This is a genomic window from Segatella copri, assembly GCF_019127135.1.
Classification (GTDB): domain Bacteria; phylum Bacteroidota; class Bacteroidia; order Bacteroidales; family Bacteroidaceae; genus Prevotella.
Genome location: NZ_JAHOEA010000060.1, coordinates 1 through 18,668 on the forward strand (window position 1 = coordinate 1; position 18,668 = coordinate 18,668).

Annotated in this window: 15 protein-coding genes; 11 read left to right on the forward strand and 4 right to left on the reverse strand. The window is 44.4% G+C overall.

All coding sequences use genetic code 11. The annotated features are described in order from the left end of the window. Nucleotides 1-420: 420 nt before the first annotated feature. A complete protein-coding gene (locus KSW37_RS12905) occupies nucleotides 421-2,616 on the reverse strand; it encodes an alpha-galactosidase (RefSeq protein WP_217314769.1) in 2,196 nt (731 codons plus the stop codon). A 327-nt stretch (nucleotides 2,617-2,943) separates the two neighbouring features. Here KSW37_RS12905 and trhA point away from each other — a divergent pair, with 327 nt between their 5' ends. The 8 genes from trhA (at nucleotide 2,944) to KSW37_RS12945 (ending at nucleotide 10,617) form a co-directional block, all read left to right on the forward strand. Then, nucleotides 2,944-3,600 carry a PAQR family membrane homeostasis protein TrhA gene (gene trhA, locus KSW37_RS12910; RefSeq protein ID WP_217314770.1) on the forward strand — a complete coding sequence of 219 codons (657 nt, stop codon included), beginning with the start codon at nucleotides 2,944-2,946 and terminating at the stop codon, nucleotides 3,598-3,600. A gap of 244 nt (nucleotides 3,601-3,844) precedes the next feature. After that, nucleotides 3,845-4,663: an ABC transporter ATP-binding protein gene (locus KSW37_RS12915; RefSeq protein ID WP_217314771.1), complete on the forward strand. Its 819-nt coding sequence runs from the start codon at nucleotides 3,845-3,847 to the stop codon at nucleotides 4,661-4,663. Nucleotides 4,664-4,688: 25 nt separating this feature from the next. Continuing rightward, nucleotides 4,689-5,525, forward strand: coding sequence for a hypothetical protein (locus KSW37_RS12920; RefSeq protein WP_217314772.1), 837 nt, complete (start codon nucleotides 4,689-4,691; stop codon nucleotides 5,523-5,525). A gap of 19 nt (nucleotides 5,526-5,544) precedes the next feature. Further along, on the forward strand, nucleotides 5,545-5,916 hold the full coding sequence (locus KSW37_RS12925; RefSeq protein ID WP_117695648.1) for a GntR family transcriptional regulator: 372 nt from the start codon (nucleotides 5,545-5,547) through the stop codon (nucleotides 5,914-5,916). A gap of 162 nt (nucleotides 5,917-6,078) precedes the next feature. After that, nucleotides 6,079-6,795 carry an ABC transporter ATP-binding protein gene (locus KSW37_RS12930; RefSeq protein WP_006848206.1) on the forward strand — a complete coding sequence of 239 codons (717 nt, stop codon included), beginning with the start codon at nucleotides 6,079-6,081 and terminating at the stop codon, nucleotides 6,793-6,795. 7 nt (nucleotides 6,796-6,802) lie between these two features. After that, the gene (locus KSW37_RS12935) at nucleotides 6,803-8,062 is read left to right on the forward strand and encodes an ABC transporter permease (protein ID WP_217314773.1); all 1,260 of its coding nucleotides are present in this window, start codon (nucleotides 6,803-6,805) and stop codon (nucleotides 8,060-8,062) included. Nucleotides 8,063-8,137: 75 nt separating this feature from the next. Beyond that, nucleotides 8,138-9,385 carry an ABC transporter permease gene (locus KSW37_RS12940; protein WP_217314774.1) on the forward strand — a complete coding sequence of 416 codons (1,248 nt, stop codon included), beginning with the start codon at nucleotides 8,138-8,140 and terminating at the stop codon, nucleotides 9,383-9,385. A gap of 110 nt (nucleotides 9,386-9,495) precedes the next feature. After that, a complete protein-coding gene (locus KSW37_RS12945) occupies nucleotides 9,496-10,617 on the forward strand; it encodes an efflux RND transporter periplasmic adaptor subunit (protein WP_217314775.1) in 1,122 nt (373 codons plus the stop codon). A gap of 37 nt (nucleotides 10,618-10,654) precedes the next feature. Here the strand turns inward: KSW37_RS12945 and nagB are convergent, their stop codons facing one another. From nagB to KSW37_RS12960, 3 genes are all read right to left on the reverse strand, one after another. After that, nucleotides 10,655-11,446 (reverse strand): glucosamine-6-phosphate deaminase, encoded by a 792-nt coding sequence (nagB, locus tag KSW37_RS12950; protein ID WP_217314776.1) that lies wholly within the window; start codon nucleotides 11,444-11,446, stop codon nucleotides 10,655-10,657. 85 nt (nucleotides 11,447-11,531) lie between these two features. Then, nucleotides 11,532-11,984, reverse strand: a complete 453-nt coding sequence (locus KSW37_RS12955) for a DUF6078 family protein (protein ID WP_118255730.1) — start codon at nucleotides 11,982-11,984, stop codon at nucleotides 11,532-11,534. Nucleotides 11,985-12,294: 310 nt separating this feature from the next. Further along, nucleotides 12,295-13,560: a VapE domain-containing protein gene (locus KSW37_RS12960; protein WP_217314777.1), complete on the reverse strand. Its 1,266-nt coding sequence runs from the start codon at nucleotides 13,558-13,560 to the stop codon at nucleotides 12,295-12,297. A gap of 408 nt (nucleotides 13,561-13,968) precedes the next feature. On the opposite strand from KSW37_RS12960, the gene KSW37_RS12965 reads away from it, so the two are divergent. From KSW37_RS12965 to KSW37_RS12975, 3 genes are all read left to right on the forward strand, one after another. Next, a complete protein-coding gene (locus KSW37_RS12965; protein WP_153136914.1) occupies nucleotides 13,969-15,351 on the forward strand; it encodes a hypothetical protein in 1,383 nt (460 codons plus the stop codon). 144 nt (nucleotides 15,352-15,495) lie between these two features. Continuing rightward, nucleotides 15,496-16,620, forward strand: coding sequence for an AAA family ATPase (locus KSW37_RS12970; protein ID WP_153136916.1), 1,125 nt, complete (start codon nucleotides 15,496-15,498; stop codon nucleotides 16,618-16,620). Nucleotides 16,621-17,103: 483 nt separating this feature from the next. Continuing rightward, nucleotides 17,104-18,579, forward strand: a complete 1,476-nt coding sequence (locus KSW37_RS12975; protein ID WP_217314778.1) for a leucine-rich repeat domain-containing protein — start codon at nucleotides 17,104-17,106, stop codon at nucleotides 18,577-18,579. Nucleotides 18,580-18,668: the final 89 nt, after the last annotated feature.

Here is an 18,668-nt window from a genome sequence, read left to right on the forward strand (position 1 = left end):
TGTTTGTTGTCTGTACTTAGGACGAATATCCTTTTCGTTTATTGAAGCTTAGTAAACCTGACTTGTCAATTGCTTGACGGTTCGTTTCTTTTACCCAGTTTCTTTATACTCCCTATATAATATAAGGTGTAATCCAAAACCGCTTCTTGTACTACTTGTCTGTTTATGTAAAATCTTTCAAAGAACTCTTTCTTTAGTTGCTAAGAGAAGTTGTATTTCTCAAAAGCGAGTGCAAAAGTACAAACATTTTCCGAAACCACCAAACATTTCCAAGAAAAAGTTTAGAAATTAACAGTATTTTAACACTTCTATCTTGTTTTGTACTTATTTTGGTACCAAACACTTTATTATATACATACACGCGCTCATATCTGCGTGTGGGCACACAAGCATGCGCATATACATAATGGTACCAGAAAACTATTCTGCCTCCAAATAGAGAACACGAGACGACCAGTCGTTCTTCTTACCCCAGTCTACCTCATGAACATACGGCATTTCCAAGCCATGTTCCATAAGATACTTACCAGAGTAAGATTTTCCCTCACAATCAAGAGGCCTGTTATCAATTACATCAAGTTCTTTTACCTTATACATCTTATTCTCATCCAAACCAGCCATCTTAACTCTTGGCAAATGAACATTATAGAAGTTTGCCAATTTCCACCAATAGAAGACAGCCTTGTCTTTTGCTTCACTAACATACATAATAGAAGACAAGCCCTGATTATCGTACGGAGAAACCAAACGATAAAGGTCGCCAAACTGAACAACAGGACGAATCTCCTTGTATTCAGAGATAGCCTTTCGGCAGAGAGCCTTCTCCTCATCCGTCATATTCTTTGGCTGGATTTCCATTCCAAGTCGTCCGCTCATAGCCACATCAATACGATACTTCAAAGAAGTAGTGCGGAATACGGTATGGTTTGGCACAGCAGAGATATGACTTGCCATGGCGATGGCCGGGAAGAAATAGCTGGTTCCATACTGCATATAAATACGCTGCATGGCATCCGTATTATCACTTACCCAAAACTCATCAAAACCACGGAGCATGCCCCAATTGGCACGGCCACCGCCACTTGCGCAACATTGAATCACCACATCCTTATACTTAGCACGAATACGGTCGATAACCTTCGCAAATCCCTGATGATAAGCGATGTAGAGATGGCTCTGATCGGCTGCAGACAAGTATTGGCTGCCATGATTCATAATGGCCATATTGGCATCCCACTTGATGTAGGCTATATCTGGATATTTAGTAAGTAAATTGTCTACTACACCGAAAACAAAGTCTTGCACTTTTGGATTTGAGAGATCGAGCACCAGCTGGGTACCACCACGGCCCAGAACAGCATCTCGCTTAGGAGCCTTGATAACCCAACCAGGATGCTTCTCATAGAGCATACTGGTAGTATTGGTCATTTCCGGTTCAATCCAGATACCAAACTTTACCTGGTTTTTCCTGGCATCGTTCAGCAAGCCTTCAATGCCATTAGGAAGTTTCTTGGTATCAACCACCCAGTCGCCGAGTGCACAGTTATCAGTAACACGAGGATATTTGGTTCCGAACCATCCATCATCCATTACGAAGAGTTCACCACCCATACTATGGATATCAGCCATCATCTGGTCCATTCCCTTCTGGTTGATGTCGAAATAAACACCTTCCCAAGAGTTGAGCAAGATATCACGCTCCTTATCTCCATGTGCCAAGATATATTTGCGTCCCCATTTATGGAAGTTTCTACTTGCACCGCTCAAGCCCTGTGTTGAATAGGTCAAAGCGAGTGCAGGAGTTTTGAAAGTCTCACCTTTCTTAAGATGATATTCAGAGTTCTGTTCATTAATACCGGCAAAGAAATAATGATATTCGGTATCATCGGTAACCGTCTTCAGCTTATAGTTACCGCTATAAACCAAGGCTGCACCAATAACATTACCCGCATTTTCCTGTCCTTTACCATCGAGCGAGAACATGACTTCAGCATGATCGGTATGCGAATTGCGGGTACCATCATTGTTTCGGATTACAAATTCTCCTGGCTGCAGTTTTTCATGACTCAACTGCCCCTCAGCTGCCCAAGTACCGGAAAGATGACTCATCCAGACATCTCCACGACGGATAGGAAGCATAGCCGATGCGAAGGTAGTCAGGGTAACAGTACCCTTTTCACCATTCAGAATCTCGGTCCATGCCTCAATCATATCAACATCATTGTATGCACGATACTTCAAATCTACCTTTATATTATATACAGGATCTTTCAGATGAACGGTCGTAACAGAAGCTTTTCCTTCGTTCTTCACATCACAGCCCGTAGCCACGAGTACAGTTGAAAGATTGCCATCACTATGACGCATGGCAAGCGCTGCTTCAGCTGGAGTATTCAGTCCGTAAGCCGGATAAGCATCCATACGGCCATCAGTAGCGACCTTCAGATTCTGCAAATCGTTAGGATTCAACTTAGTACCGAAATAGAGATACTGGGCAGGCTTTCCATTCTCAACATCGAGAATGAGCGACATACCCTTTGTATTTACAGATACTTTTTCTGCCATCGCCGGAAGTGCGACAGTCATCAATATAAGTGCAATTGATTTTAACTTCATATTACCTTTCTAAGTTATTAGTTGCTTTTATAGTTTCTATTTTGTGAGAGATGATTTCTCATTTTCACATCGCAAAATTATAAAAAAATCCAATACACTCCAATACTTTTTTGATTTATTTTTCGAAGAAAGCAGAAAAGGACAAACAATCAGCAAATAAAGCAAAGAAAACACTCCCGAAATCGAAAGAATTCCTAAAAGATAGTCCACTTTAAGAAATTCTTAGTATCTTTGCAATGTTATAGCTGATAACGATTTAGGTATAGTGGCTTGAATGCCCTATTTCTCAAAATCAGCAGAATGTGTAACGAAAAGATATATAGAGATATGAAACTAAAGATACATTTCAATCATAAAGAAGAACTTTGGAACTCATGGTCGCATGCAGGAGGTACCCTGATGGGCATTGTCGTGGGAGCCATCTTCTTATATTGGTGTTTTACGATGCATAACGGATGGGCTACGGCGGGAGTTATCCTCTATCTGTTCGGTATGCTGATGTCTTACATCGCCTCAACGGTTTACCATGCCGTTTCTGCCTGGAGCAAATGGAAGGAGCGACTGCGCAAATGGGACCATGCCGCCATCTACTGGCATATTGCCGGTTCTTACTCGCCAATCACGCTCATTGCGATGCGAGACCAGGGATATTGGGGATGGAGTCTTTTTATCTTTATCTGGGCTTGCGCCATTGCCGGAACCATCATGAGTTTTGCCAGACTCAAGGATCACAGCAACCTGGAGACCATCTGCTTTGTAGGCATGGGATTGTCGGTACTGGTTGCCTTTAAACCTTTGATAGACTCCGTATCCACCGCCACAGTCTGGTGGATTATTGCCGAAGGTGTCTGCTACATTACGGGCGCCGTATTCTACAGTATCAACAAGAAGAAATACATGCATTCCGTGTTCCATTTCTTCGTTTTAGCTGGTAGTATCTGCCACATCATTGCAGTTTGGGACATTCTGATGAAATATATCTAAACGGCTTAAGAATAAGAATCCAAGGCATCGGAAAGTTTTTGCTTTCCGATGCCTTTGCTTTTTTTATAAAGTTCTATATTACAAGACATTCATCCATATCATACTCTTCTTATAATATAATAAGGTGGAATTGTTAACAATACGTTAAAGTATGAAAATAATTGCCCAAAAGTTTGGAACTTATCGCAGAAAAGCATACCTTTGCAGTGTTCTATTGAAGTAGTACACTAAAACATTAAAGATTATGATACAGATTAAAGACATTGATTTCAGATACCCAGGTAGCAAGCACCTTGTATTTAGAGATTTCTCTTTGGAACTCAAGGAGAACAACATTTATGGCTTGCTTGGTAAGAACGGTACTGGCAAGAGCACCCTGCTCTACCTCATCAGCGGATTGCTCCGCCAGCAACAAGGTACCGTTCTCGTGGATGGCATTTCGGCACAAGATCGCAAAGCCGAGATGCTGAAGGACATCTTCATGGTGCCCGAAGAGTTTGAACTGCCCAACGTTTCCCTTGCCACCTACGTGAAGATGAACCAGGAGTTCTATCCTAACTTCTCGCAGGAAGTGCTGGACAGTTGCCTCAAGGATTTTGATTTACCACTCTCTCTCAAGTTGAACGAACTCTCGATGGGACAGAAGAAGAAGGTATTCATGAGTTTTGCACTCGCCACGGGTACCCGCTTTCTTCTGATGGACGAGCCAACCAATGGTCTCGACATCCCATCGAAGAGCCAGTTCCGTAAGGTCATCGCCAACAACATGACGGAAGACCGCACCCTCATCATCTCAACTCACCAAGTGCACGATGTAGAGTCACTGCTCGACCACATCATCATCATGAACCAGAGCCAGCTCCTGCTCGACGCTTCGGTTTCAGACATCTGCGACCGATACAGCTTTACCTATCGCACCCCTGCCGAAATGGACGACACCGTGCTCTATGCCGAGCCTACGCTGCAAGGCAATGCCGTGCTAGCCAAGCGCAAGGAGGGAGAACCAGAGACCCAGATGAACTTGGAACTGCTCTTCAATGCAGTAATCAATGGGAAGATTTAGTAGAACATTTTAAAAGAAGAAAATTATGAACAATACAATCGATATCAAGAGACTGGGATTGTTGATGCGTTGGGATTTGCTGACCTTTAGGAAGGGCTATACATTTAGCACCCTGGCTTGCATCATCGCTTATTCGCTCTATAGTCTCGTAGGCATTAACAATCTTAAAGGTGTAGTCATGTATGACTTTGATAGCTCACTAGTTGGTACACAGAAGCATTATCTTTCCGAAGAGTCCGTTTTCTTTGGCCTCCTATGTTTCATCGTATTCTATGTGATGGCATCCTGCATCTTCAACAATCTGAGGACGAAGACTTACAGGGAGAATTTTCTGATGCTGCCAGCCAGCAACAAAGAAAAATACATGGCTCGCCTTCTGCTGATGGTATTCCTCAGCCTCATAGAACTATGCATCATTCTCTTTGCTACCGATGCCATCCAGCTGGCATTCAGCTACATCATCAATCCAGGATTTCATGTAAGCATCTCATGGCCAGTGCTCAAGTCCATATTCGGCAGCACCCTATTCACGCGCTGGGAAGAGCAAGATGCAATATTCTATAGTTTCTTCATCTTCGCCCACTCGTTCTGCACCCTGGGTGGCACGTTCTATCGCAAGATGGCACCGCTGTTCACATTTCTCACAGGACTTGTACTATTTATGGTGTTTGGATATGCGATTCAGTGGATGGCGCACGCCGGTCTTCTCGACTTTCTTAAGCCATACAATGATGGACACAACTATATATTCACCACTATGCTCTGCATCCTCTTCCTTGCCCTCTCAGCTTTCAACTACTGGGCATCTTACAAGATTTTCACCCGCATGCAGGTTATCTGCAACAAGTGGATCAACATCTAAGAATTAAAATTTGAAGATTATGAATTTCAGTAACGATAAAGCAATATACGTACAGATAGCCGAGCGATTGAGCGATGAGATTCTGGCGGGCAAGTACAAGGAAGACGAACGAATACCGAGCGTCAGGGAATACGCCGTACTGCTGGAGGTAAATGCCAACACAGCCGTGAAGGCATACGACCTGCTTGCCACCGATGAGATTATCTACAACAAGCGAGGCCTAGGCTACTTTGTTTCCGCAGGAGCCAAGAAGCAGATTAAAAAGACCCGCAAGAAGGAGTTTATGAAAGAAAGACTCCCAGAACTCGCCCGACAGATGCAGCTTCTCGACATCTCCATCGACGAAGTGAAGGAAGAGTTGGAGAAGAATCTCAAAAAGATAAAGATATGATGACACTATTCATCCTCAAATATATATTTATAGCTTCTGTCTTTGCCTTATATATAATAAGGTGTATGTAATAACGTTTTTTAAAAAAGAGTTACGCTTGCAACTTTCTGAAAGTTGCAAGCGTCTAATGGTTTAAATTGATATCCATAAAACGAAAGTAATATGTCATTAATTCATCTAAAAGACGTCAACAAGACCTACCAGGGTGCTCAGCCACTCCATGTACTGAAGGGAATCGACCTCGACATCGAACGTGGCGAGTTCGTCAGCATCATGGGTGCTTCCGGCTCGGGAAAATCCACCTTATTAAATATACTGGGTATTCTCGACAACTACGATACGGGCGAATACCGACTCAATGATGTGCTCATCAAAGACCTCTCGGAAACCCGTGCTGCCGAATACCGCAACAAGATGATTGGCTTCATCTTCCAGTCGTTCAACCTCATCTCGTTCAAGACGGCGGTGGAAAACGTGGAGCTTCCACTCTTCTACCAGGGCGTTAGCCGCAAGAAGCGCCACGAACTGGCGATGGAATATCTAGAAAAACTGGGCTTGAAGCAATGGGCCAACCATTATCCTAACGAGATGTCGGGAGGACAGAAGCAGCGTGTAGCCATCGCCCGTGCCCTCATCACCAAACCGGAAATCATCCTAGCCGATGAGCCTACCGGAGCTCTCGACTCCAAAACGAGCGTGGAAGTGATGGACCTGCTGAAGGAACTGCACCAGAAAGAGGGAATGACTATCGTGGTGGTAACCCACGAAAGCGGTGTTGCCAACGAGACCGATAAGGTTATCCATATCAAGGACGGACTCATCGGAAGCATCGAAGACAACAGAGACCATCATCTCGTATCGAAAGACTACGTTAAATAAGAAGAGAATGAGAGAATTAATCAAAGAAATATGGAGCACGTCGAAGCGCAACAAGCTCCGCACTTCGCTCACGGGATTTGCCGTTGCCTGGGGAATCTTCATGCTGATATTCCTGCTGGGCGCCGGCAACGGACTGATTAATGCCCAGTTGCAGCAAAGCACCCGATTCCTAGCCAACTCCATGCGAGTATTCCCGGGCGAAACCTCCAAGGCTTACAAGGGACTGAAGGAAGGCAGAAGCATCACGCTCAACGACAAGGATATCCTCATCAGCAACAAGACCTACGGCCAGTACGTGGATGATGTGGGTGGAAGACTGGAACAGTATAACGTGAACATCAACTATGGTGATAATTACGTGGCAAGCCAGTCATTGGTGGGTGTGGCTCCTACGCATCCCAAAATCGACAAGACGGAGCTGATTGCCGGACGATTCATCAACGAAATCGATATGAAGGAGCAGCGCAAGAATGTGGTGCTGAGCCGAAGCCAGGCCAAAGAACTCTGCAAAGACTATCGTTCGCTGGTGGGCAAGAACGTAAAAATCAGCAACCTCAACTTCCAGGTGGTGGGAATCTACAAGGATGATGAATCGCGCAATAATACCGAAGCCTTCATCGCCTACTCCACCATAAAGACCATCTACGCCAAGGGCGATGATGCGGGAAGTCTGGAGTTCACCATCAAGAACCTGAAGACCCAGGAGGATAACGAGCAGTTTGAGAAGAACTATCGTGCCAGCATCAACAATAACCATCAGGCAGCACCTGATGACGACCGCACCATCTGGCTCTGGAACCGATACATGGACAACATCCAGATGAACCAGGGAATCGCCATCATGCAGACGGCACTCTGGATTGTGGGTCTGTTCACCCTGCTGAGCGGAATCGTGGGCGTAAGCAACATCATGCTCATCACCGTGAAGGAGCGAACCCGAGAGTTTGGCGTAAGAAAAGCCATCGGAGCCAAGCCTTGGTCGATACTGAAGCTCATCATTACCGAGAGCATCATCATCACCTCGTTCTTCGGCTACATCGGAATGGTCTGCGGCGTGGCGGCAAACGAAATCATGGATGCAACTATCGGTCACACCACCGTAGATACCGGACTGTTTAAAGCCGCCATGTTTGTGAATCCTACGGTGGGCATCGGCACCTGTATCGGCGCCACCATCACCATCGTCATCGCAGGCACCATCGCCGGACTCATCCCAGCCATCAAGGCTGCAAGAATCCGACCGATAGAGGCGCTGAGAGCGGAGTAGCGATTAGTGATTAATGATTAGTGATTAATGGGGCTTACACCTTATTATATATAGACTATAAATATAGACTAGGCTATGCGATTAGATTTAGATACATATAAAGAGATTCTCGATACCATCACAAGGAACAAGAGCCGCAGTCTGCTTACGGGCTTCGGCGTGTTCTGGGGCGTGTTTATGCTCATCGCCCTGATGGGTGGCGGACAGGGACTGAAGGAGATGCTGCAAAACAACTTCACAGGCTTTGCCACCAATACCGCTATCATCTGGGCGCAGAACACCACCAAACCCTACAAGGGATTCAACAAGGGGCGCTCCTGGCAGATGGAAGAGAAAGACCTGGACAGATTGCGCCACCAGGTGCCCGAACTCGATGTCATTACCCCGCTGCTCTTTGGCGGCAACAAGTCGGTTGTGTTTGGAGACAAAAAATTCAGCGGCAGCACCCAGGGCGTAAATCCTGACTACGCCCAGGTTTCTGCGCCACAGATGTTTTACGGCAGATACATCAACGAGATGGATGTGCGCCAGCAGCGCAAGGTTTGCGTCATCGGCAAACAGATTTACAAGAATCTCTTTCCTGGCGGCGGTGATCCGTGCGGCAAGAGTGTAAGAGTTGATTCTACCTATTACATGGTGATAGGCGTAGATTACCGCTCGGGCAACGGCGTGAACTTCGGCGGTCGTGCCGATGAAACCATCACCCTGCCCCAATCGGTTTTGCGCAGCGCTTATAACCGGGGTAAGGCGGTAGACATCATCGCCACCACCGGCAAAACGGGCGTAGTAATGAGCAGCATTGCCCAACGGATGAGAGAAACCGTGGCAAGAGCCCACAGCATAGACCCTACGGACGAAAAGGGCATTATGGTGTTCAATACCGAAGTTCTCTTCCAGATGCTCGACAACCTGTTCAAGGGCGTCAACTTCCTCATCTGGCTGGTAGGTATCGGTACCCTTCTCGCCGGCGCCATCGGAGTTTCCAACATCATGATGGTAACGGTAAAGGAGCGAACCACCGAGATAGGCATCCGCCGAGCCATCGGAGCCACGCCTAAGATGATTCTCTCGCAAATCATCTCCGAGAGTATTCTCCTCACCCTGGTAGCCGGCATGAGCGGCATCCTCTTCGGTGTTGCCATCCTGCAGATGCTGGAAGTAGGAAGTACCACGGATGGCATTCTTACCGCCCACTTCCAGGTAGATTTCTGGACGGCCATCTCTTCAGCCATCCTCATCTGCATTCTCGGCGGCCTAGCCGGACTCGCCCCTGCATGGCGAGCGATGAGCATCAAGCCGGTAGATGCGATGAGAGACGAATAAATAACTTTGAACTTTGAGATTTGAACATTGAACTTTATGAAATGCTTCAAGTCAATATCTCAGAGTTCATCAGGTAATCATAAAGTTCAACGTTCAAAATTCAAAGTTCAATGTATAAGAAGTATTCAAAGTTGATTGTTGCGGCGATTGTCGCCTTGATCTTCATCGGAACCTTCGTGTTCCTTTATGAGAAATCGCAGCCTAAGCCTGTGGAGTATACTGAGTTTACTCCTAAGATGGCTGATGTTTTGAAAACTACCGTCATCACAGGCAAGATTGAGCCTCGCAACGAGGTGAGCGTAAAGCCTCAGATTAGCGGTATCATCACCGAGATTTGCAAAGAAGCGGGTGATTATGTTCAGGCGGGCGAGGTTATCGCCAAGGTAAAGGTGATTCCGGATATGGGACAGCTCAGTTCGGCTCAGGCACGTGTGCGCCTTGCAGAAATCAACCTGAAACAGGCACAGGTGGATTACGGCCGCGAGGAACAGCTCTTCAAGAAACAGCTGGTCAGCGCTGATGAGTTTGATAAGGTAAAGCAGGCGATGAAACAGGCACGCGAGGAGGTTACCGCTGCCGAAGATGCTCTCCAGGTGGTGCGCGATGGTGTAAGCAAGAGCAATGCCAGCGCTTCTTCTACCCTCATCCGTTCTACCATCTCGGGCATTATCCTCGATATTCCGGTCAAGGTGGGTAACTCGGTGATTCTTGCCAACACTTTCAACGATGGTACTACCATCGCCAGTGTGGCTAACATGAACGACCTCATCTTCCGTGGCAATATAGATGAAACCGAAGTGGGAAGTCTCGTTACAGGAATGCCGATGAAGATTACCATCGGAGCCTTGCAGAACCTCAACTTCGAGGCAAACCTGGAATATATCTCTCCTAAGGCTGTAGAAAACAATGGTGCCAACCAGTTTGAGGTAAAGGCAGCCATCCGTTCTACCAAGGGCGGCAAGATCCGTTCTGGCTACAGCGCCAATGCCGAGATTGTACTGGCAAAGGCTACCCATGTACTCACCGTACCGGAGAGTGCCATCGAGTTTAGCGGCGATTCTACCTTTGTATATATCATAAAAGGTAGCGGCGAGAAGAAGACTTATGAGCGCAAACAGGTAACTACCGGTTTGAGCGATGGAGTAAATATTGAAATCAAGAAGGGTCTGGGACTCAAAGACAAGGTTCGCGGTCCTCAGGTAATGGCAGAAAATAAGGATGATGACGAATAGTCATCATCCTTATTCTTTTTTATAGGCATCAGATAACTTAGATGTTATCCTTTTCGATATCCTTGAAGTAGCGGTAAGTACCCACCTTCAGTTCATCGCAGGCAATCTCATCACAAACGATGATGCCATGCTGGTGCTGCTGCAGAGCGCTGATGGTCCAAGCCTGAGTAACAGGGCCTTCGATGGCAGCCTGCAGGGCGCGCGCCTTGTTATGACCGTTACAGAGAATCATTACCTCTCGGGCAGCCATCACGGTACCCACACCTACAGTCAGAGCCAGACTAGGTACCTTCTCAGGATCATTGTCGAAGAAACGGGAGTTGGCAATCTTTGTATCTGTAGTGAGCGTTTTTACTCTTGTGCGGGAGGTTAGAGAAGAGAATGGCTCGTTGAAAGCGATATGGCCATCAGGACCGATACCACCGATAAAGAGGTCGATGCCACCCGCTTCTTCTATCATCTGCTCATAATGACGGCACTCCTCTTCCAGGTTCTCGGCATTACCGTTCAGGATATGAATATTCTCCTTAGGGCAGTCGATATGATCGAAGAGATTGGCAGCCATGAAAGAGTGATAGCTCTCAGGATGAGATTCCGGCAAACCTACATATTCATCCATATTGAAGGTGATGACATGCTTGAACGAAACCTTGCCTTCTTTTACCGCCTTTACCAGATTGGCATACATGCCCTGAGGTGAAGAACCGGTTGGCAAACCCAGAACAAAAGGACGTTCAGCAGTTGGTTGAAATCTGTTAATTGTTTCAATTACATGATCAGCTGCCCACTTTGACAGCTTCTCATAATCTTTTTCGATAATAACACGCATAATCTATTTTTTATTGTTTAGTTGTAAAATTCAGGAAACAAAAATAATAAAAATCTGTTTCATTACCGCTAAAAGATGGCAAAAATTATATTTTTTTACAGTTTGCGGTATCCACTTCTTCATAGCCCTCCTGCTCTACATATTCATCGAAACCGATGCTGATATCGGCGCCATTCTGCTCGAAGAGACGCAGTAATTTCTGCTGCATATCGGGGGCGATGAGGATGGCGCCGCGCTTCGCCTTGCAATAGGTGCTTTCGCTGATATAGGGCGAAAAGTGCCAGAAATGAGGCGTATTGGCAGAAGGTATCGTACCGAACATGCGGCGGAATCCGCGTGCCATGCGTATGATTTTCTTCTGAAGCCGATAGGCGCAGCCCTGCTCGTTGCAGGCTATACGGTCCGGGTTCAGAATACTGAACACCTTCTCCGACTTACGCAACTTCTGATAACGCTCAAAACGAGCACAAAGGTGATGTACCGGGCACGCCTCCTTGAGACATACCGTATCAATGGAATGGATTGAAATGTTGTTCATGTTCTTTATTTTTTTAGTTGGATAAATAATTTTTTCTTCGAAAGATTGAGAGGCTGTTATCGGCAAACAGCCAACTGGCGAACCACAGACAGCCAACTAGCCGCTATGAGAACAGTGGGCTGTTCTAGTCAGACAGCTATCAGAAAAGCCTGAGAAAGAATTTTAAGAAAGGAACTGCGAAAAACTCTTCACTCTTCACCTAACCCCCGGAAATGCCGATAAACAGAGGGGATTCGAGGGGTGAAGAGTTGTTTCTCACTCTTCACCCACTCTTCACCACTCTTCACCCATCTGCCGCTTAGCTATACTTTCAGATTCTTACAAGCAGATAGGCCTGACCCTTCTTGGTATGCTTCATCTTGCAACCCAGAAGTTTGAGCGACTGACCGATGCGAATCTTGGTACTCAGATTACTGATCAGCATCGGAAATCTTTCGTGCAGAACCTCGAAAACATCCGAACAGATGAGCCATTCGCCCGTTTCATTATCCTCGGGAACACGGAAGCAGCTCTTCAGCATCGACTCAAAATCATCCACCTTGAAGAAAGGAAGATTGCACTTCTGGATACGATCCACCTCGGCATTGGTAAACCAATAAGGCGTCTTCTTATGGCAAAGCTCATACATAACTTGTGCATAGAGCTGGTCATAAATGATGGGTGAACCGTTGTCGATATATTCACCTGCCGGAATGTGCAGACAGACGAAGCGGCGGCTACCCGTAGGGTCGCAGAGCGGATGCTCATCATTGGTGGTTGCCAGGAAAGAAGCGTAGCGCGGACGGTCATCCTGACTCTTGCCGAAGATAGGGCGCCCGTTCACCTTCACCTTCGAAAGCATCTGCTTCAGCTTGCCCTGCTGCGATGGTCCCATATTCGCAAACTCATCTATGTTGACATAGAGATTATGAGTGAGCGCCATCTCGGAATCAAACTTATTGGCAAAGTTGATGTGGTCGAGGAAATACTGGCGCAGATGATCCGGCAGCAGGCGATAGGCAAAGGTACTCTTGCCGCAACCCTGCTTGCCGATAAGCACAGGAGTGGTTTCGTTGCCATGAAACATATCCATCTGCAACCAGTGAGCGACAGCCGAACGGAGCCAGGTGGCGCACCATCCCAACTGTTCACTTGTAAGCCCCGGAATTCTGCCAAAGAGTTCAGCCACATGGTTCTTACCATCCCATTCCGGCAGGTTCTCGAGATATTCCCTGATAGGATCAAACTCCGGAACCTCTTCAGAACGTACGAACTCCTCAATATCCTGTCGGGGCGACTTCTTGCCTCCTACACCCAACCGCTTGGCGTGACGGACGATAGAATTGAAAGCCTCCGGAGTCAGCACCTTCCAGGTTGAGTCAGAAGATTCCTCCTCTTCCCCACCGGTTTCCAATTCCTCTTCTACGGCCTCCTCGGCTTCGTCCTCATTCTTTGAGAGAGTGAAATACTCGGTTTTTCCACTTAGCACATTTCTACGGAAGAGATAATACTCATCGAGAAAACTCTCAACAAGAGAGAGTGCAGAAATTTCGTTTGTCATCTTATCTGATGACGATAAGGTTTTTAAATTTTCCATTATGTGTAAATTTTAAGATTAATAATAATCATCCTTTTTGTCCTTATATATAATAAGGTGAAGAGTGGTGAAGAGTGGGTGAAGAGTAGTCTCTATCTCTTCACCCCTCGAAACCCCTCTGTTTATGGGCATTTCCGGGCTTCAGGTGAAGAGTGAAGAGTTTCAGCTCATTCATGGCTCAGCATTTCGCCGCTCTTTCGTTTTCGATTGCAAAGTTAATACTTCCCTTCGCCGATTCCAAATTTTCCCCGCCACCTTCCCGCTACTTTTCTGAAATCAGGGAAGAAACAAGGGGGCTACGGGGAAAAGTATGGGGAAAAAAGAGGAAAAACAGATGCATATCCTTGCATAATCCGAAAATAAATCTTACCTTTGTGGCGAAACTTATTTTCTTAAAACAGACTGACAATGAATGAAGATAAAGATGAAATAGAATTCAGCTACGAAGTCTTCGACCGACAGCTCGACAACTTCTGCCGAATGCTCAGCATTCTGGTAGATGCATGGGAAGATTACAGTCCGCAGGAACTTACCTTCGATATCCGTTCGCTCTGCACCAAAGCCACCCGGCTCTGCTATATGGCAGAGAAAGATATGGTGCTGCAACACAACGACATAGCGAAACAGCGAAAGGAGCAGAACGAAACCCACGAAGTAAGCATCAGCATCATCGTAATGCAGAAGTTTACACCCCTGATGGCGCATATCATGGAAGACATGAAAAAGGGAAAACAGATAGAAGGAAAACGGATAAAAGTGGCACCGCTGGATATGACCCGCATCCTGCCGAAACTCAACGAATTTTTTGAAACCGATGAACTGGGCAAAGGAAGTACTATCGATGTAAACGAAGTAACCAAACTCCAGAAAGAATTGTTACGCCAGGTAAAACCCACTCATATCCCCGGCGTAAAACCCGTAGAGCGCCTCTGGAATCTCTTCCAGCTATACAGCATGGCATGTTATCTGATGCTCCACTTCCGCCAGCTGAGCCATTTCACCAACCTCGCCATGAGCGAAGAGCAGACCACCCGCCTCTTCGAAATGTCGCTACAGGAATATCAGGAAGAACCAAAGGGCATCAGCGACATAGACCGATACTTTACAACCCTGGAATATGACAACAACGGAAAGCAGCTCTCCGTCAGCCAATTGCTGGAAGTAAGAAAAACGCTAAAAGACGAGGTACCGGAAAATCTGCGCCTCGACTTTATGAAATATATAAGAGACACCCAACTACTGGGCGCCCAGCTTGCCCACGTCAATTTTACAGCACAAGAATATCTCAAGCTGGTATCAGCCACCGTAAAATGGCACATCATCGAGCAAGAAATCTACGATTTGGAACATCCCGAAGGCATTCCGGAAACCCTTCCCAACGAGGTTTTCTACAAAGTAAAAGACGGCAAATACATCGACATGCAGAATCTGAAGGCTCAGATAGCCAATATGTTGAAATTCGTTACCCGCAAGAACCATTGGTTCTGCGTATGGTGTGTATTGAATCACAACTGCATGCTTCAGGACAACCAGAACTTCGAAGCCTTTGCCACCCAGATGATGACTCCCGAATGGTTTGGCGACATCGACGATTATCTCCATTTCTCGGGCGACAATCTCCGCGACTACCGCCGTTATTTCTCAGAGATAGATTATCCGCAATGGGATGAAAAGAAGTTTAAGGAAATCAAGGACCTTTACAACATGACGAAATGGTCAGACAAGCTCCTCAGCAAGTTCCAGCATCTCTGCATCACGATGAATGGTGTGTTTGATAAGAAAAGCCTCTGATTACGGCTTGTTTTATGCATAAAAAACAGCTTTTAAATACCTGATTTACAAAATAATATTAAAAGTTCACAAGTTTGTGGTCCACAACCTTGTGAACTTTCATTTTTTTGCTTATCTTTGCATCCGTAATCAAGCAAAAAAACAATGGAAAAGGCATTCGTATATGGTATGTCGGTTGCCGGAAACAACTTCACCGACCGAATAGAAGAAACCAAGCGCATCAAGGCAGACTTTGAGCATGGCATCAACGTCATTCTCATCTCTCCCCGACGCATGGGCAAGACTTCGCTCGTCAAAAAGGTAATATCCGAAATTGATAATCCAGAGATAAAAGTGGTGTATATGGACATCTATGACTGCCGAAGCGAATATGATTTCTACAACCGCTTCGCAGAAACCATTATGAAATCTATGAGTAATAAGCTGGAACAAGTAGTAGAAAACATCAAGCAGTTCCTAGTAAGAGTTTCACCAAAAATCTCCTTTAGTCCAGATCCTACATCCGAATATTCATTATCTCTGGGAATTACACCAAAGGACTATTCCCCTGAAGAGATTCTGAATCTTCCGGAAAGAATCGCTCAGGAAAAGGGAATCCGCATGGTGGTCTGCATCGACGAATTCCAGCAAATTGGAGAATTCCCTGATACTCTTACGGTTCAGAAGAAACTGCGTGGCGCCTGGCAGCATCATCAGAATGTATCATACTGTTTCTTTGGAAGCAAGAAGCATCTGATGGAAAACATTTTCCAAAACCGACACATGCCTTTCTATATGTTTGGCGAGATGCTGCACTTGGATTGCATTCCTACTGAATATTGGGTGCCTTTCATCTGCTCCCGATTCGAGAAATACGGAAAGAAAATATCTGAGGAATATGCTACAAGAATCTGTAAAACCGTAAAGAACTATTCTTCCTACGTGCAGCAACTAGCTTGGAACGTGATGGCAGAAACCGAGAAAGAAGTAAACGAAGAAACCTTACAAAGTGGCATCAGCGCCTTGCTGCAACAATGTCATGGTCTTTTCGTACAGCAAACCGAGGGCTTAACCACCTATCAGCTCAATTTTCTGCGCCTCCTCTGCAGTGGCGTCCACTCAGGTTTCACCGCCCAGGCTGTAACAGAAACCTATCCGCTGGGCAGCAAATCCAATATCGACCGCATCAAGAAAGCCCTCATCGACAAGGAATTGATTACCCTGGAGAAGGATGGAGTTTTCATCGCCGACTGCGTGTTCGAGCTTTGGTTTAAGAAGGAAATGATGTAAAATAGTACAGAATAAGAAAGATTTTCTTGTTTTTTGCATTCTGTTTCAAAACTTTTTGCTATTTTTGCACCGAAAAATATGCAGAAGACAGAAATCTCTGTTATCGGAAAACTGCAGATTATTGATTGTTAAACATTTAAAATTAAAGAAGTAAGAAACAGATAGTTACAAACAGAAAGAAACGCAAAGAACTGGATTTTCTAAGAAAGTTCAATTCCTTATAGAGAGTAAGCAATTGAGTTCTATGCAACTCTAGGTTTATAAACTAGCGTTTCCGTTCTAAACTTTTAGATATTGAGCTTTTAGCTCTTGTTCTCTAATTCAGAATACCGCCAATATTCAACACACGAGAACAAGCAGACTGAGAGTTCACGCTTATAGGCGTGGACTGTTTGGTGCTTGTTGTGTGTACAGGTAACTTGGCGGTAACCTTGAATTAAACAAGTAAAGAACGGTTACACGCCTTTTTAATTAATATTATTTATGATTAAATTTACATTTAAAATTTTTCTTTTATTAGTATCTATATTTACCCCCATTTTTGCAATGGCTGAAAATGAGGATAACAATGAAGTGGGTGATTTAAAATATGAAATCACTGGTGAAAATACTGTTTCTGTACGAGGATTTGCTAATAACAAATTTGTTTCAGATTTAGTTATACCAGAACAAGTCACATTAGGAGGTCAGAAGTATACCATTACAGGAATAGCTGATGATGCATTTAATGCATATAATGAAGATAATACAGAATGTTCTGCTATTAAAAAATTGACGTTACCTAAGACTGTCAAAGAAATAGGTAATAGAGCTTTTAATTGCGTGGGCAGTTTGGTCGAAATAAACTTTAATGAGGGACTAGAATACATCGGGCAAGAAGCATTTTCACTATGCAATAATCTTAAAGAAGTATCCTTACCTAACAGCTTGCAAAAAATAGACTATGGTGCATTTATAGGAGACAAAAATTTAGAAAAAATAACACCGTCTAATAACCTCAAATGGATTGATGCATATACATTTCAAGCTACAAAATGGCTAGACAAGCAACCTGAAGGACTCGTCTATTTCGGAAATGCACTACTAACATATAAAGGTACAGTAGAAAGTTTTGCATATGTGAAAGAAGGAATCACGCTGATTGCAGAAGAAGCGTTACGAGACTGCAAATCTATCACGAAATGCATTCTTCCAAAAGGCATTAAAATAATAGCTGGAAGAGCATTTAAATACTGTAATAATCTAACATATATATATGTACCTGAAGGTATAGAATATATTGGCGATGACGCTTTTGTAATTTATCCAGAAAACGGTATAAAGACAACAGTATCTTTACCTAATACGTTTAGTACATATATTCTTAATTGTAGAGCTGAAATAAATTATGTTATAAGATATTCAGACAATCAAAATATGTATATTGCAACTGCATTGAAGCCTGTATTCAATGCGGTAGATAATATATACGTACCAGGAGGTTGTTCTAAATTCTATACAGAAAAAGGATTTACAAATGTAAAAGAACTATACTCTTACGATATTGACTCTAAAGACAACTATATTTACGTAAAAGTTAATCCTAATTATGATTTCGTTAAAATTAACAAAGTAAGTTTTTGGGATAGGGATATGTTTTATTATATGGATATGACTTATGATGAGAATGAAAAAGCTTGGAAATATACTATCAATTCAAGTCGTGGAACTAGAGCTATAGCTATTAATGAAATAAAAACCAAAATTACTTGTACTATAGGGGCTTTAACTGCAAATATAGTCTACACTGGAGAAGACAACAAATACATTTCTACTTCAATTGATCCTGTTTATAAAGCAGAATATACAAATAACACAAAACATTACAACATACAAGGCATAGAGATTTCGCCAAACACAAATGGCTTACATATCGTCAAAGACAAATTTGGTAAAGCAAGGAAAGTAATAATCAGATGATAATAAGATGATTATAAAAAATATCTTTAATTATGAGGGTGTGTCATAAGTCTGTGACGCACCCTTTTTTTGTGTGTGTTTCTATATAT

What these genes read in the sequence shown, in the direction of transcription:
- KSW37_RS12905 (WP_217314769.1), bottom strand. Translation starts at nt 2,616, where the DNA reads ATGAAGTTAAAATCAATTGCACTTATATTGATGACTGTCGCACTTCCG.
- trhA (WP_217314770.1), top strand. Translation starts at nt 2,944, where the DNA reads ATGAAACTAAAGATACATTTCAATCATAAAGAAGAACTTTGGAACTCA.
- KSW37_RS12915 (WP_217314771.1), top strand. Translation starts at nt 3,845, where the DNA reads ATGATACAGATTAAAGACATTGATTTCAGATACCCAGGTAGCAAGCAC.
- KSW37_RS12920 (WP_217314772.1), top strand. Translation starts at nt 4,689, where the DNA reads ATGAACAATACAATCGATATCAAGAGACTGGGATTGTTGATGCGTTGG.
- KSW37_RS12925 (WP_117695648.1), top strand. Translation starts at nt 5,545, where the DNA reads ATGAATTTCAGTAACGATAAAGCAATATACGTACAGATAGCCGAGCGA.
- KSW37_RS12930 (WP_006848206.1), top strand. Translation starts at nt 6,079, where the DNA reads ATGTCATTAATTCATCTAAAAGACGTCAACAAGACCTACCAGGGTGCT.
- KSW37_RS12935 (WP_217314773.1), top strand. Translation starts at nt 6,803, where the DNA reads ATGAGAGAATTAATCAAAGAAATATGGAGCACGTCGAAGCGCAACAAG.
- KSW37_RS12940 (WP_217314774.1), top strand. Translation starts at nt 8,138, where the DNA reads ATGCGATTAGATTTAGATACATATAAAGAGATTCTCGATACCATCACA.
- KSW37_RS12945 (WP_217314775.1), top strand. Translation starts at nt 9,496, where the DNA reads ATGTATAAGAAGTATTCAAAGTTGATTGTTGCGGCGATTGTCGCCTTG.
- nagB (WP_217314776.1), bottom strand. Translation starts at nt 11,446, where the DNA reads ATGCGTGTTATTATCGAAAAAGATTATGAGAAGCTGTCAAAGTGGGCA.
- KSW37_RS12955 (WP_118255730.1), bottom strand. Translation starts at nt 11,984, where the DNA reads ATGAACAACATTTCAATCCATTCCATTGATACGGTATGTCTCAAGGAG.
- KSW37_RS12960 (WP_217314777.1), bottom strand. Translation starts at nt 13,560, where the DNA reads ATGGAAAATTTAAAAACCTTATCGTCATCAGATAAGATGACAAACGAA.
- KSW37_RS12965 (WP_153136914.1), top strand. Translation starts at nt 13,969, where the DNA reads ATGAATGAAGATAAAGATGAAATAGAATTCAGCTACGAAGTCTTCGAC.
- KSW37_RS12970 (WP_153136916.1), top strand. Translation starts at nt 15,496, where the DNA reads ATGGAAAAGGCATTCGTATATGGTATGTCGGTTGCCGGAAACAACTTC.
- KSW37_RS12975 (WP_217314778.1), top strand. Translation starts at nt 17,104, where the DNA reads ATGATTAAATTTACATTTAAAATTTTTCTTTTATTAGTATCTATATTT.